We start from the raw sequence: 15,689 nt of genomic DNA, 5'->3' as shown, positions 1-15,689 counted from the left end.
CCGTGTGGCTAGGTTTTTTTGCGTCCAATAATGAATGTTCCAGAGGAGATCGCAATGAACGCTTATGATTTGATCGTAGTTGGTGCAGGACCTGCCGGTATTTTCGCTTGTTATGAAATGACACTGCTTCACCCTGCCGCTAAAGTATTGCTCGTCGACAAAGGCCATGATATCTACCATCGTAGTTGTCCAATTCTGGAAAGCAAAATCAAACTGTGCCCTCCTCCTGCCGGTAAAAAGGAGTTCTCAGGCTGTCTGCCTGCATGCTCCATTACGGCTGGCTTCGGAGGTGCTGGCGCTTACAGCGACGGCAAGTTCAACATCACCACGGAATTCGGCGGTTGGATGACGGATATATTACCTCCTAGCCAAGTAATTGATTTGATCCGGTATGTAGACCGTATTAATCTAGAGCATGGTGCTACGGAGAACATCACGGACCCGACGACCGAAGCTGTGAAAGATATTGAGCAGCGTTCCTACGCCGCAGGACTTAAGCTGCTTCGCGCGCAGGTCAGGCATCTAGGCACCGAACAGAACTTAATGATTCTGAAATCCATCTACGAACATTTGAAAACACGAATCGACATGCAGTTCAAGGCCGAAGTCGACGACATCATTACGATCAAACGGGAAGACAAACATATCATTCAGGGCATTCGCTTAAAAGATGGCACGGAGCTCCATAGTGATCATGTGATGCTAGCTCCCGGACGGGACGGTTCCGCGTGGTTAACACAAGTACTGAAAAAGCGACGCTTAAAAATGTACAATAACCAAGTCGATGTTGGCGTGCGCATAGAAACATCTGATGTTGTAATGCGTGAAATTAACGAGCATTTGTATGAAGGGAAATTCATCTACAATACCTCTGTGGGCACACGGGTACGTACCTTCTGCAGCAATCCGTCCGGTCATGTTGTTGTTGAGAATCATAGCGGCGTAATGGCCGCGAACGGTCACTCTTACAAGGATCCGGCGCTAGGCTCCAACAATACGAACTTCGCTCTGCTCGTTTCCCACAAATTCACTGAGCCGTTCGATAAGCCGAATGAGTATGCGCGGGAAATTTGCAAGCATGCGAACGATTTATCAAGCGGCGGCGTCATTGTGCAGAAATTCGGAGACATCATGCGGGGACGCCGCTCTACGGCTGATCGAATTCGCGAGGGCTTCCTTGAGCCGACTTTGGCGGAAGCGGTGCCTGGCGATTTAGGTCTCGTGCTGCCTTACAATACAATGAAAAGCTTAATTGAAATGATTCACGCTCTGGAAAAAGTAACCCCAGGGATTGCCGCTGAACATACCCTCTTCTACGGTGTTGAAGCGAAATTTTATTCCGCTCGTCCGAAGCTCAGCGAAAGCTTTGAAACTGAGATCAAAGGCCTTTTCTGCGGAGGTGACGGTGCAGGGATTACAAGAGGATTAGCCCAAGCCGGCGCGGCTGGTGTATGGGTGGCACGCAACGTGCTTGAGCGGATCAAATAAGCATTAATGTTGTTAAATATTTCCTAGGAAATAGACGATTGCGGATCTCCTTTTTTTCAAATGGAGGTCCGTTTTTTACATGAAAAACACTTTAAAAATCCAGATAAATGCGGTATAATGAAAACGTTCTCAATTGTAAGCGTTATCATTTTAAAGGGGGATAATAAAATGACTGTAGCGCTCGAAACTAGAAACAGCTATGAGAATTTCGTACTGGAGAAAGATATAATGTACTTCCGGGTCGGAGAACATGGGCTGGTCTCTTTTCATGGGAAAAATTTTCACATCAAAAAACGGATGTCCACTGAGCAGATTATAGAGATCACAACGGGCAGCGCTTTTTTCAAGGTGAATACAGATTGCTATGTGAACACACATAAAATTGTTCAAATTCAAGATGGCAAAGTATTTTTTGAGGTCAAAGGCGCTGATTCCAAATTCACCTCGGTTACCAAACTTCGCCAATACCGTTTGAAAGAGATTGTGCAGCAGCATAAAGCGGAAGCAGCGAAGAAGTAATCGCCGCTTTCTAACTGCAAAAAAGCTTAGTTAGATCCATGTTGGGGATCTTGCTAAGCTTTTTTGTTATCGAGATAACCCGGCATTGCCATAGGGGATTTGTTACATCGAGCTTAGCTTCTGGGGCTGTTAGGAGTAAGCAATAAGTTACGGCAGCGTTCTATGTTGTATTTTGTGCAACCATTTGGCCGTAATTGGGCCTTAACGCGCCTCTATAGTGTACTTTATACAACGATTTAAGCGGTAAACTGCTTGCATCTCACCTTTTCGGAACAAATGGTTGTATTTTGTGCAACGAAAGAGCGGATTGGCAGTTTGACCTCGCTACTATGTTGTATAAAATGCAACGTAGGCCATCGACTTCGACCTTGCTGCCGAGCCTCACACCCTCACCTTTCATCCAGCACTTTACATCTCTACCCCATACTCCATACCTCACACATCAAATCCACCTCACATTCTCCATACCCAGTACCCCATACCTCAAACCTCACACCTCATATCTCATACCTTAAATCTCCATAACTCACAGCTCTCCCCCCACACCTAGCCTCCAGCACCTAGCACCCCACACCCCACACCTAGCACCTAGCACCTAGCACCTAGCACCTAGCACACAGCACTCAGCACTCAGCACTCAGCACTCAGCACTCAGCACTCAGCACTCAGCACCTAGCACCTAGCACACAGCACACAGCACTCAGCACTCAGCACCCCACACCCAGCAGCCAGCACCCCACACCCAGCCCCCCCTAATTTTAACGGGAAATACTGCCGCTAATTTGTTCAATTAAAGCTAACTTCATGCGATTAAATGGAAATTATCCTGCTAATACCTTAGGTTATGCCTAGAATCAGGTAGCAGCAACAGAATTAACTGGAGAAATTCCAGTTATTTGCCCAATTCCTCCATCAACACCATTTTTAACTGGAGAAATTCCAGTTATTCAGCCTATGAACATAAAAAAAGAGCCAGCGACTAAATCGCTGACACCTTTATGTGGTCCTACTATGAGATTTGAGCAACTGTCTCTTGTTGATGTTCACGGATTAGAAAACGTATGTATTCCACTGTTGTATCTTTAACCTTCTTAGCTTCTTCCAAAGTAGCAAAGCTGTACTCCGCATAATCTGTGCTTCCGTACTTCTTTAGCTCTTCGTAATTCATACCCAGTGTAGAAAAGTTATGAACCAACTCGTAAGGTGTCTTAGCATCCACATTTTGCACGAAAATATCTTTAGAAAAGAAAGAGCCTTGTTTCTCTACTTTGAAGATGACACGAAAAGGCCTGTCCTTATCCGACACAAAGCACTTAATAACAACGTCAATCTCCATCGTTTTATAATCCATAGCGTTTGCAGGATCTTGCTTTGGCGTATGTTCAGGTGAATGCATCCATCTTTTCAAAAACCCTAGCACAAGATTACCTCCCCAATAACGACATGAATATAACTCATATTGTAATGGAAACGCTTCTAATTGACAATCCAAAATTTGGATAAATTAGTTAATGACCTCAATTGATTTTTTCTCGGCTGTTTTCCGATATTTCCAGATAATAATTAAACATAAAATACCCGTTAGTAACCCGCATACGACAAAAGCCCCATTCGCCCCATAGCGATCTGCGACATAACCTGCAAATAAGCTGCCGAACGGTGTGGAACCGGCAAATACGAGCGCATACACACTCATAACCCGCGCGCGATACTCCTCTTTGGCATTCATTTGAAGATTGGAATTGCTATTCGTGGCGAACATAATATTGAAGAATCCTGTTAAAGCCAGCAATCCCCCACACAACCAAACAGACGTACTAAGCCCATTCAGAATCAGGCAGGTGGCAACCACTAGGCTGGCGATTATGCTTATTTTGATCCGTGGACCTTGTTTACTGCGAAATGACATCGTTAGCGCCCCTGCAAAAGAGCCGATTCCAAGGCATGACATCAGGGTACCGTATGTGGTCTCTCCCAATTGCAAGACATTTCTCGTGAAAACTGGAATGAGGATGTTAAAATTAAAAGCCAAAGTGCCAATCACCGTAACGAGCAAGATCGTTTGAGCTAATACTGGATCTCTTGCGATGTATACGATTCCATCTTTAATCTCCTTCAAAACGCCATCCCGCGAGGTTTTCTTCCGAACATAAGGTGTTGTTTGAATCTGAAGTATGCCATACAACACAGCAATAAAACTAACTCCGTTAAGCAAGAAACACCAACCTGCTCCAAGCCAAGCCATCATCACTGCGCCAATGGAAGGTCCTACAATCCTTGCCATATTAAACGTTGTGGAATTGAGCGCAATGGCATTCATCAGATCTTCTTTTCCAACGATTTCAATGTTAAAAGCCTGCCTGGTCGGCATGTCGAGCGTATTATTTAGCCCCAGCAAAAGAGCAAGCACAATAATATATTCATACCTCACCGTGTCCGTCAAAACCAGCGTTGCCAGCGTAAAAGCAAGAATCATGGAAACAGTCTGCGTGACCAAAAGGATATTCTTCTTTGGAAATTTATCTACGATAATGCCCGCAAATAGTGAAAATAAAAGGATCGGCAGAAATTGACATGCGGTGACCAAACCAAGCTTGAGCGGCGAACCTGTAAGCGTAAGAACGAGCCAAGACTGCCCGATATTTTGCATCCATGTCCCGATAAGTGATACACACTGCCCTGTCCAAAGATATCGATAATTACGATGAGTTAAAGCATGGAAATGTCGATCGATAAAAACCGAACCTGCTGCCCTCATATTCATTCTGAGCTACGCCTCCTCTGCAAATCGAGCTGCATTATTACCCATTTTCTCCAAAATGGTTAGTGCCATCTGCTTCTCTTCATCCGAGAGACCGTCGGTCAAACGCTCCCGCCAATCCGTTAATACTTTACGCACATCTTCCTTGATCAAAAGAGCCTTTTCAGTCAGATGAACTTCGTTGCATCGCTTATCCTTTTCGCTGACCGTGCGCGTTATGTAGCCTTGCTCCTCCAGCTTTTTCAGTGCTTTCGCCGTCGTCCCTTTATCGATCTTCAAATAGTCCGCCAGATCTTCTTGCGTGAGTCCATCTTCCTTATAGAGTGCGTTGAGAAATATATGCTGCCCCTTACCGATATCGTACGCTTTCAGATGCTCCCCTATATACATTTGTCCATACCGATATAACAGAGAGATCCATCTAGGAATGCTATTACGGGCATCAATCATAATCCTATCTCCTTCCTTCCTGCCAAAATGGTGGGACTAACCGAATCGTTGCACTTGCCACTAATACATCATACGCTCGATTAGTTGCATGCGCAACCAATTTTTCAGATAAAAATGGCCCTTTTTAAAGGGCCTTGTCTTATTGCTGCTCAGAAATGAGCGGTCATCGTACTTGTAGAAACTGCTGCTTTCGGCAGCTTTTTACGAGCCATCCATCGCCGTTGAGCGAGGAATCCACGAATCGCCTCATCACAAATCATTGCGATATAAACGCCATGGAGCAGCCATCCGAATTTTAGGCCGAATACGTAAGTACCTCCAACCGCAAAGATCCACATGATCCCAATGCTCACGTACATGACAAATTTGGTGTCGCCCACAGCGTTTAGCGCATTATTGAGCGGCATATTCCACATTTTAAGCGGCTGCAGAATCAAATTCATGGCCATGACTCCAACGACAATCGAGATAATTTGGTTGTTTTCAGTAAATGCCCCTACGATATGTTTGCCTAATAAGAATAATAAGAGCGTATTGGCAACCACGACTAATTCGCCCCAAAATAACGCTTTATAGAGGCTGCGATAAGCTTTCTCCATCTGCCCGGCACCGAATAAATGCGCAACCTGAATTTGGACCGCCATCGCAAAGGACCAGCCTGCCAGAAATGAGAACGACTCCATCGTATTTAAATAGGTTCTAGCCGTAAGCTGCTCTGCGCCCATCGTGGCGACCATCGAAAAAAGGACAACCTGAGACAGGGTCCAGGAAGCTGAACTAACAGCCATCGGTAGGCCAACTTTCGCCACCTCTTTCAGCAGTCCCTTATGGAATACGCGCAGGTCACTCCAAGTGATAAGTGTGGTAAATGTTTTGCGAAAAATATAAAAAAGCACAACAAGCGCTATGACGCGACTTCCCACAGTGGAAAGGGAAACGCCAAAAAGCCCCCATTTTGGTAAGCCCAACGCGCCAAAAATAAACACATAATTGCCGATAATGTGGATGATGTTCATACCGATTGCAACAAGCATCGTGCCTTTCGTGTTTCCCGTGCTGCGAATAATTGTGCTTAATGTTAGTACAGCTGCCATAACGATCGTTCCGCTGCCCACAATTTGAATATACTGCCGTGTCATCTCGTGAAGAGATTCCGGGACATGCAGGAAATAAACGAACAAATCCACACCGAAGTAAAGCAGCAGTGAAACTACGACGCCCAAGCCCAGCGTTAATGTAAAAGCCATCGAAGCGACTTTCCGTGCTTCTTCCTCTTTGCCTGCTCCGAGCTTTTGTGAGATGACAATACCCGCTCCGCTGGAAATAAGAACGAATAGCATAATGACCGCCTGGAAAAATTGATTGCTAATCCCAACAACTGCTACCGCATCGTCCGAAATCCGGCTCACCATCAGCGTATCCGCCGTGCCAATCATAAATTGCAGAAATAATTCAATCATTATCGGCCATACAAGACCGAATAACGTCATTTTCTTTGCGGTTTCCATAACGGTTTCCTGTTCTTGACATTATTGTGTACACGCGTTCACGATGTACATACAATGATCTATTTTAACAACACTTCTTGAGAAGTCAATGCTTTTTGTTATACTCATTCCGCGATATTCGGCCCAATCATGCAAAAAGTGCATCAAATTTGGCGAAATCCTCCATTCACTGGGGAAATCGCATAAATTTGATGCACGAAATACATAATTATCTCCTAGTATCACGATAACACGCTAATTTGCTGCACTTTTTACATGATGTGCTAGAGAAACTTCAGGCAAACCGGCCGCGGGACCGCCGCCGTTTGCCCGGTTTCCTGCAGCATCCCTGACTCCGCGTCAACGCGGAAAACCGTGATGCTGTCCGAGCCCTGATTCGCCGCAAGCAGGAAGTCTCCTTGCGGCGTCAGGGCGAAGTTCCGCGGCGTCCGCCCCAGCGTCGCCTGCCAACCCACGACGGACAGCGTTCCGCTTTGTCCGTCAACGGCATAAACCGCGATACTGTCGTGTCCGCGGTTTGAGGCATACACATGCCGGCCATCTCTGGAGAGATGGATGTCCGCGCATGTGTTTTCGCCGCTGAAGCCCTCCGGCAGCGTCGAAATACTTTGCAGCGCGGTCAGCGTTCCCGCGCTCGCCTCATAAGACAGCACAGTCACTGTGCTGTCGAGCTCACCAACCGCGTACACGAACCGGCTGTCCGCGCTGTACACCAAATGCCGCGGGCCTGTGCCCGGCTTCACCGCCGTTTCCCCGTGCGGCTGAAGGGTGCCGCCCTCCGCGTCAATGCGGCTCACGATCAGCCGATCTAGACCCAGATCGGCGGAAATCGCATACCGATTGTCTGGCGCCAGTACAATCGAATGCGCATGCGGGCGCTCCTGGCGATCCGTCCGCGGCCCTAAAGTACCTTCATGCTTGACCAACTGCGTAGGCTCACTCAGCCTTCCACCCTCTTCAATCTTATAAGAAGTCACACTTCCGCTTGAATAATTAGCCACAAACACAGCACGGTTCGTCTGATCCACGCTAATATAACAAGGCGCAGTGCCGCCAGTAGGCTGCTGGTTCAGCTTCGTCAGCTTCCAAGTCTCAGCTTCGATGGCATATGCCGCGGCTGAGCCTCCGAAGCCGCCTAGATAAGTATCTGTCTCACTGACCGCATATAAGACAGTCCGGTCCGCATTCAGCGCAAGGAACGAAGCTTTGGGCAAATCGCTATACGTATCCAACAGTGTGATTGCTCCGCTTTGCCGATCAAGCCTAAATAAGGTAATTCCCGTCTTTTGATCATCGTTCGTGTAGGAACCTATGTAGCCATACAATTCTTTCTGTTCTTCACCTGACACCAGCAATCAGCCTCCACATTTGCATAATAAATTCCCCGGTATCGAAAAGCTGCCGCACTGCTCTTCACATTACTCTTCGCCTTGTTCCTCACACTGCTCTTTGCCCGCTCTTCGCATCCTACGCCTAAACACAGCCGTAACCACCATCGCAATAACAGCCCCATACAGCGCTAGCGCCATGTCATGGTGTGTATCCCATTGATCACCTTGCGTTCCAAGAAATAACGTACCAATTTCCGGAGCAACAAGCAAAGCCACCCACATTTCTATAAGCTCGTAAAAGGCTCCGAGCGCCAATATAGTAATGCAAGTCATCACATAAAGCCATCTACGGCTTAGCTGCGTCCACGCACTCAGAGCTTCCCTTAGCGGGTAGGCGAGCAGGAGCCCGAAACTGAAGTGCACCAAGCGATCATAATTATCGCGCTCCGTATGCAAAATCAGCTTCAGCCAAACATCCACGATATTCTCGTTATACGAATAATGTGCCCCGACTGTATGCAGCGCCAGGAACAAACCAATTAATGCATAAGAAAAATTGGAGAATGTTATAAGCTTATATGTGCTGATGAGGGCAATAAGCGCGGCCCAAATCAAAAGATTTTCCAATACCCAATCGAACCTGCTGTAAGGAGCAACAGCCATCCATATCCACAAGCCTGTATAAATGACGATCATCACGTGCAATGGCCAATTCGTACCAAAGGATATTGCCTGATTCTGTCCTATGTTTTCCTTCTCTTTCATGGCTGAGCCCCCCTAGTTTAGCTTACAAACTTAGGTTATCTCGCCACAGTCTTTTCCAAAAGTACTAACTTTATGTAGTACTGAACAGCTCTTATGCTATGGACGAAGCTGGTAAAGTTTTGGTGTTATTTTTGAACCTTCATAAGCTTCCAAAATCCGATTCGGATAAGTTTCAAGCTCGGATAGAGTCGCGATCAGGAAAGCAGGGGAGGTTCTTCCCGATGTCTCTGACAATTCCCTTACCTGTTCCAAGGTCTTATAAGAAAAACGACCCCAAGGAGACGTATTTGCATCTACAGCCGGATCAATCCAATAGGGAATATGTATGCCATGAAACCAAGCTGCTTTGAGCACCTGCTCAGCAAATGCACCCGTTCCATACAGCGTTAAAGAGTGAATGCCATCCTTTTTAACCCTCTGAAGGGTATCGAAAATCATGGCCTGACTGCCAAATCCATCCGCCAGCTGCAAATAATAATGGTACAAATAGTAGGGAAACCTCCTGGTCGCCATGCCCTGCGGCCAATTCACATTCATCACTGACGGCGCATAATTGCAGCTATTCAGAAAAGCCTCCGGTCCAGCCAGGTACCACTCCTCGGCCACAGCTCCACAAATCGGGGCAATATACTCCGTGCAGAAATTGTCCTGGTGCGTTAAATCTCCCAGAACTCTCGCCTCTTCCGGCTTCGGCATAGCTAGAACGCGATGCAGCGGCTTGCTCCACTCTTCTGAATTCGTGGACGCTCTTGATAGCCGCCCGTCTTTTTGCTGGAGCAGGTACGCATAGTAGCTTTGGAAGGCGATCGCGCCTTTTTGACACGCTAGTTTTCCTGCGTACTCTTCCTCCGTTCTGTGCAGCTGCGCTTGCATGGGGCTTATGCGGCCAGACTCGTCTTCGATGTAACGCAGCGTTGAGCCGAAATCGCCCATCATGAGCTCCTCCAAAAAAGCCGGTGTCCTCGCGATCCGCTTCCCCGCCTCGCTTCCGCCACTGCCTGACCGAAGCATACTGCGAATATCCACGCCTTGCAGTCGGAGCTCATCCAGCCGATTCGTGCCAACTGCGAGTAGATGCATCATTTGCGGCTGCAGTCCCGCGAGTCTAACAATTTTTTCTAATGCTCCCTGAATTGTTCCCTGAAACCCGATATCAACCGTCACTAAACGTTCCGGAGAACCAAACTCTTGTGCCAGGTAACCTACCAAAAGCTGCCTATGACGCTCAATAGACGCTAAAATCATACTTTGCCCAGGCTCGCTTAGCAGATAATTACACAGGAGATCATACATGGTTTCGCCATTATCACCAGCTATGTACTTGCATGTTTCAATCGACTCTTCCAAGCAGTCTTCGAAATGTCCATCCCCCAAATCGACACCCAACACGTCGAATAGCTCTCTCACCTTCAAACCTTGAATGCCTAACAAATAAGCAAGCTCATCCTCCCCAAAATGCTCCAGTCCCGCCATAAAAGTAGCTTGTCTAGACACATAAACCGGCTTCACTTGAAGCTCCACGCCTCTCAAATGTGCGGCTTGCTCAAGCATTGGAGCTAACAGATACGCTTCCCTCATCAACGGATTCACGCATGTGACGCCCTCTTGGACGCAAATATCAAGCACCCACTCACATAAAGTGTGCAGGAATGGCCCAATCACATCTGTGCCAAATTGATAGAAAGTACGCTCCCTTTCCCCGCTTCCAGCCGTCAAATCCGAAGCTGCAGCCAGCTTCCGCAGGGACTTCCATTCCGGCAGCACATCCCCGTGTCTGACAAATTCCCAATGATGAATACTTTCAAAATGCTCCAGAATGACTGGATAGTGCAGCCCTCTGATCCCCGCTTTGGCTGCTCCTTCCACGTCTGCTGCCACATTGTCGCCAATGTGAACGATTAATCGACTGTCGATTTGCGGATAAAACTCTTTGAGTCTCGCAAACAGATGTCCCGATGACTTGCCCTCGTGCTCCTCAGACGAAACGAGCAGCAGATCCACCTGAGACAAATCAAGCCCTGCTGACGCAAGAATTTGCCGAAGCTGCTCTGACGACAAGTACATATCCGATAGCAGCGCCACTGGAATCTGCTTTTTTTTACAGGCATACAGCAAGGAGGTGATGTGCGGGTTCACATAGCAAGCTTCCGCTTCAACTTCCACTTCCAGCCGGACCAGCTCGTCCCTTTGGCAAATCGCTTCCGGTATTTCCTCATAAATAAGCTCCAGTGTCACTTCACCGAAGCCAATTCGAGCGATTTGCTTCGCACGCGCTTTGTGCTCGGCACGAATGCGCATTTCTTTGAATGCTTCCGGGGAAACATAAGTTTTCAGTGAACCGTTAAGATGTGCCTGAAGAGCAGTTTTCGCAAATACATCAGACGGATTCGCACATGTACGAAATAGCAGTGTGTCAAAAATATCCAGACTTAACAGCCGAATATCCTGTAATTGTCCAGCTAAGACGCTCAAATAACGATCTTTTTCCCATAAAAGCAGATCAGTTGAACTTATCGGAGTATGCAGTTCCTTTGGCATCAAGAGCCTCCTTCGCGTTTGGCGCAAGCAGCAACTTGCACAAATGTATTTGAGAAATATGACGAATTTGAGGTAAGCTTAATCTATGATAAATCGGAGGTGTTCTTTGTTGTCTGACCAACCCTTGGTGTCCATAATTATCCCAACGTATAATCGCCGAATCGAACTCGCTGAGCTCGCAGAATCATTATACCGCCAAACGTACAAAAACCTGCAAATCATTATCGTCAACGATGCCGGTCCCCCGGTAGATTTCATTCAGGAGCTTTATCCAGAGCTCGCCATTCAAATCGTTAATATGCCGCAAAACCTCAAGCACGTTCACGCTCGAAACCGCGGTCTGCAAGAGGTGAAAGGCGATTACATCATGCTCTGCGATGATGACGATTTGCTGCTCCCCATTCATATTGAACGCATGCTGCAAGAAGTTGAAGGTTATGATCTTGTTTATCCGGATGTCGAAATCTTCGATTATATCTATGAAAATAATGCCCGCTCCATCACGAACCGATTCGTTTTCGCTTATGAATTCGATGTGCCGGCGATGCGCAGATTCTCGACCTTTTTCTCATCCGGCTGCATGTTCCGCCCTGAGTTGATTGAAGCTTTGGGTCCTTTTGATACAGAGGTGTTCCATTACTGGGACTGGGATTTCTTCTTAAGAGCTGCTGAGAAATTCCGTGTGAAGCGCGCGCCGATTGCCAGTGTCCTCTACGCTTTTGCGCAAGCGGGCACCAGCAACATGTCAGGGCAGCTTGACAATATGCGTCCCTTTTTGGACATGCTCTCGGTCAAGCATGGGCTCGGCGATTTGCCTACCAAAAATTTTTTCCTCCTGCTTGAAGAACCGGAAGTTAAGGCCCGTCAAGCCGAGACCGAAATCATTTGGGACGGAGAACCGATTCGCTCGCGCCTATTCAAATAAACCTTTGCCATACAAGCTTCGAAACTCGCTCGGTGTCATCCCTTCCTGCTCCTGAAAACGCTGGTTAAAATAACTGGCGCTGGTATAACCGGCTTGAATCGCGATCTCCTTGATCGCTAGGCTTTCCTTCTCAATCAGGCGCTGCTTCGCAAATTGAATGCGGCACAGGGTAATGAAGGAGAGCGGTGTCATCGAGGTCGCTTTGCGAAACAATTTGCAGAAATAATAGGTACTTACGCCTGTGAGCTCCGCCCATTCTTCTAGAATGAACGGTTCGCAGGCTTTTTGCTGCATGATGGGGAGTATAGCCAGAATTCGGTCCACGGACTCTATCCCTCGGTTGCTCGTTAACGGTGCCGCATAGCTCATGAATTCACTCAGAATCTTATAGGATAACGTCGAGAGATTCGTCGGCTTCAGAATGCTATTCGATTCCGCTTCTAACAGCAACTCGTGAAACGCCTCTTCCAGTTCGCTCCATCTTTTGAGTGTCCATAACGTACGCAAAAAGCCTTTTTCCAACATAAACTCCTTCAGATGACTCCCGTAAAAGTGAACCCAACGAACGTCCCACGGATCATCCTTGGAGGAGTAATAACGCTGCTCTTGAAACGGAAAATAAAGAAAAGCATCGCCTTTTTGAAGCACGTGCTGCTCCCCTTCAATCTCCACATAGCCTTTGCCTGCCAGGATAAAATGAATGCTGTAGGAATCATAATAACCTTCCTGCCGATAAATCGAATGGTCGGGAAAATCCTGATACCAGCCAACCGATTCTGGAAAAATAAAATAAGGACATTGCTGCAGCCTCGGAAGCATGACTTGCCTTTTCATTCCACGCGCTCTCCTTCCTCAATGACAATATTCCGATATCTAATGCAATATATTATCATATTCATTTTAAATAACTCGTTTTATAATAACAATATAACGCTATCAAATATTTTTTTCAAAGGAGATCATAACGTCATGACAAAGCTTCGTTGGGGAATTTTAGGCTGTGCGGGTATTGCAATTAGGGCGTGTATTCCCGGAATTGTGCAGTCACAAACTGGTATTGTAAGCGCTATAGCGAGTCGCGATTTGCAGAAATCACAAGAAGTAGCGGAGAAGCTTACTATTCCAAAAGCTTACGGCAGTTATGAGGAATTAATTGCTGATCCGGATATTGACGCTTTGTATATACCTCTGCCGAACCATCTCCATAAAGAGTGGACGATTCGTGCTGCTGAGGCAGGAAAGCATGTACTTTGCGAAAAGCCCGCTTCACTTACTGCTGCTGATGCCGAAGAAATGGTTGCGGCTTGTGAGAAGGCCGGCGTACAGTTTGCCGAAGCGTTCATGTACCGCCATCATCCGCGTTACACGCGAATTAAAGAGATCATTGATTCCGGAGAAATCGGCGATATTCGCGGCATTCATGGCGCGTTCACCTTCAGCAACCCGGGCGACAGCAAAAATGTCCGTTTCAAACGTGAATGGGGCGGCGGTTCGCTATATGACGTTGGGTGCTATCCAATCAGCGCAGCGAGAATGATTCTAGGCCGAGAGCCTGAAGCGGTTACGACGCACGCCTTCTTCTCCCCTGAGCATGATGATGTCGATATGATGATGTCCGGACTTGTGGAATTCAGCGGCAATGTTGCGCTAACCTTTGACTGCGGCATGTGGGCTGGTTTCCGTAATACGATTGAAATCGTCGGAGCGACAGGCCGTATTGAGGTCCCTTCTGCCTTTGTCACCCCTACGGATGAATCCGGTCAATTCATTGTCCATTTCCGTAATGAGCGTCGGGTAGAAACCGTTCCTTTCCTGAACCAATATGCGTTAGAAGTTGACGACTTGGCTTATGCCGCTTGGGGCGAGAAGCAGCCGAACTATCCTGCAAATGATGCCATTCTTAACATGAAAGTACTTGACGCTTGTCTGGAGTCAGCAAGAACACGTTCGCGCATTGTTTTGTAATCTATCCATAATGACTTATCATACGAAAGGTTGGGATGACTGCGATGAAACACATTCAAATTAAAGGCTTAGATAAACCTGTTTCCAAACTGATTATGGGCTCTGACTTTTTCCGTCTGGACAACCGTCAGGAAGTCAGTGACGTTCTTGGACATTATTTAGCGATTGGCGGCAATACCATTGACTCCGCTTTCATTTACTGCGGCGGGCAAAGCGAGCAAGCGCTTGGCATTTGGATGGATGAGCTGGGCAACCGCGATGACATTAACATCTTCACAAAAGGTGCGCACCATGATCAAAACGGTCCACGCGTGAACGCAGATGCCATTCGCAGCGACCTCTTCACATCATTGGAGCGTCTCCGCACCGACTACATCGACCTCTATGCGCTGCATCGCGATGACCCGGCCGTACCGGTTGGCGTCATCTTGGAAGCGCTGAACGAGCATGTAGAAGCTGGACGCATTCGCGCATTCGGCGGCTCCAACTGGACGCACGCACGTCTGCAAGAAGCGAACGACTACGCAGCGAAAAACGGCCTTGTCGGCTTCAGCTTCAGCTCCCCGAACCTCAGCCTCGCGAAAGCGAAAGAGCCGTTCTGGAGCGGCTGCGTCTCCGTCGACGAGGAAGCGCTGCGCTGGCACGAATCCACACAGCTGCCGCTGCTGTCCTGGTCTTCGCAGGCGCGCGGATTCTTCACGGGCCGGTACACGCCGGACGTGCTCGACAACGCCGATCTCGTTCGCGTGTTCTACAGCGACGAGAACTGGACGCGGCTGCACCGCGCGGAACAACTGGCGCAGGAAAAAGGCGTAACCGCGATTCAGATCGCGCTCGCCTACGTGCTGAGCCAGCCGTTCCCGGCTTGCGCGCTCATCGGACCGCGCAACGAGGCCGAAATGCTCTCATGCCGCGACGGCGCGGAGCTTGTGCTCACTCCGCAGGAGTTGGCATGGCTTGATTTAACTGCGGCTACGGTGTAGCTGCATCATGGAAGCCCCGGCGGGTATTGCCGGGGCTTTTTCACGTTGATTGTCACCGTGTCATCGGCAGACTCGGTGATTCTTCGACCTTGTCACTCGGTCTAGCCTTGTTATTCAATGCTATTCATCACTCCTCCCGCCTAAGTTGCTCTCCAACACTATTCATCTCTCCTCCCACATAAGTTGCTCTCCACTTCTATTCATCTCTCCTCCCACATAAGTTGCTCTCCACTTCTATTCATCTCTCCTCTCACCTAAGTTACTCTCCAACACTATTCATCACTCTTCCCACCTAAGCTACTCTCCACCGCTATTCATCACTCCTCCCACCTAAGCTACTCTCCAACACTATTCATCACTCCTCCCACCTAAGCTACTCTCCAACACTATTCATCACTCCTCTAACCTAAGTTGCTCTCCAACACTATTCATCTCTCCTCCCACATAAGTTGCTCT

The 15,689-nt window shown here is 47.8% G+C and carries 13 protein-coding genes; 5 read left to right on the top strand and 8 right to left on the bottom strand.

Annotated elements, in window-relative coordinates; genetic code table 11:
* Positions 1-54: 54 nt before the first annotated feature.
* Both AC58UW_RS26850 and AC58UW_RS26845 read left to right on the top strand, forming a co-directional pair.
* Positions 55-1,488 (top strand): NAD(P)/FAD-dependent oxidoreductase, encoded by a 1,434-nt coding sequence (locus AC58UW_RS26850; protein ID WP_497423616.1) that lies wholly within the window; start codon positions 55-57, stop codon positions 1,486-1,488.
* A 168-nt stretch (positions 1,489-1,656) separates the two neighbouring features.
* Positions 1,657-2,007 carry a LytTR family transcriptional regulator DNA-binding domain-containing protein gene (locus AC58UW_RS26845; protein ID WP_497423615.1) on the top strand — a complete coding sequence of 117 codons (351 nt, stop codon included), beginning with the start codon at positions 1,657-1,659 and terminating at the stop codon, positions 2,005-2,007.
* A gap of 1,009 nt (positions 2,008-3,016) precedes the next feature.
* Here the strand turns inward: AC58UW_RS26845 and AC58UW_RS26840 are convergent.
* The 7 genes from AC58UW_RS26840 to AC58UW_RS26810 all read right to left on the bottom strand — a co-directional run bounded on the left by AC58UW_RS26840 (position 3,017) and on the right by AC58UW_RS26810 (position 11,360).
* Positions 3,017-3,427: a hypothetical protein gene (locus tag AC58UW_RS26840; RefSeq protein ID WP_497423614.1), complete on the bottom strand. Its 411-nt coding sequence runs from the start codon at positions 3,425-3,427 to the stop codon at positions 3,017-3,019.
* 84 nt (positions 3,428-3,511) lie between these two features.
* A complete protein-coding gene (locus tag AC58UW_RS26835; RefSeq protein WP_497423613.1) occupies positions 3,512-4,771 on the bottom strand; it encodes an MFS transporter in 1,260 nt (419 codons plus the stop codon).
* 6 nt (positions 4,772-4,777) lie between these two features.
* The gene (locus AC58UW_RS26830; protein WP_497423612.1) at positions 4,778-5,218 is read right to left on the bottom strand and encodes a MarR family winged helix-turn-helix transcriptional regulator; all 441 of its coding nucleotides are present in this window, start codon (positions 5,216-5,218) and stop codon (positions 4,778-4,780) included.
* Between the two features lie 149 nt (positions 5,219-5,367).
* Positions 5,368-6,726, bottom strand: coding sequence for an MATE family efflux transporter (locus AC58UW_RS26825; RefSeq protein WP_497423611.1), 1,359 nt, complete (start codon positions 6,724-6,726; stop codon positions 5,368-5,370).
* 263 nt (positions 6,727-6,989) lie between these two features.
* Positions 6,990-8,075, bottom strand: coding sequence for a lactonase family protein (locus AC58UW_RS26820; RefSeq protein ID WP_497423610.1), 1,086 nt, complete (start codon positions 8,073-8,075; stop codon positions 6,990-6,992).
* A gap of 69 nt (positions 8,076-8,144) precedes the next feature.
* The gene (locus AC58UW_RS26815; protein WP_497423609.1) at positions 8,145-8,822 is read right to left on the bottom strand and encodes a DUF2238 domain-containing protein; all 678 of its coding nucleotides are present in this window, start codon (positions 8,820-8,822) and stop codon (positions 8,145-8,147) included.
* A 96-nt stretch (positions 8,823-8,918) separates the two neighbouring features.
* Positions 8,919-11,360: an HAD family hydrolase gene (locus AC58UW_RS26810; protein WP_497423608.1), complete on the bottom strand. Its 2,442-nt coding sequence runs from the start codon at positions 11,358-11,360 to the stop codon at positions 8,919-8,921.
* A 109-nt stretch (positions 11,361-11,469) separates the two neighbouring features.
* Here AC58UW_RS26810 and AC58UW_RS26805 point away from each other — a divergent pair, with 109 nt between their 5' ends.
* Positions 11,470-12,285 (top strand): glycosyltransferase family 2 protein, encoded by an 816-nt coding sequence (locus tag AC58UW_RS26805; RefSeq protein ID WP_497423607.1) that lies wholly within the window; start codon positions 11,470-11,472, stop codon positions 12,283-12,285.
* Here the strand turns inward: AC58UW_RS26805 and AC58UW_RS26800 are convergent.
* Positions 12,274-13,119 (bottom strand): helix-turn-helix transcriptional regulator, encoded by an 846-nt coding sequence (locus AC58UW_RS26800; protein ID WP_497423606.1) that lies wholly within the window; start codon positions 13,117-13,119, stop codon positions 12,274-12,276. The genes AC58UW_RS26805 and AC58UW_RS26800 overlap by 12 nt on opposite strands.
* Before the next feature lie 135 nt (positions 13,120-13,254).
* Between AC58UW_RS26800 and AC58UW_RS26795 the strand changes: the two genes are divergently transcribed.
* Positions 13,255-14,250 carry a Gfo/Idh/MocA family protein gene (locus tag AC58UW_RS26795; protein ID WP_497423605.1) on the top strand — a complete coding sequence of 332 codons (996 nt, stop codon included), beginning with the start codon at positions 13,255-13,257 and terminating at the stop codon, positions 14,248-14,250.
* Positions 14,251-14,294: 44 nt separating this feature from the next.
* On the top strand, positions 14,295-15,233 hold the full coding sequence (locus AC58UW_RS26790) for an aldo/keto reductase (RefSeq protein WP_497423604.1): 939 nt from the start codon (positions 14,295-14,297) through the stop codon (positions 15,231-15,233).
* Positions 15,234-15,689: the final 456 nt, after the last annotated feature.

It is taken from the genome of Paenibacillus sp. J22R160 (assembly GCF_059692135.1).
The sequence above is the reverse complement of the archived record's forward strand: the minus strand, read 5'-3'. Positions and strand labels throughout refer to the sequence as shown.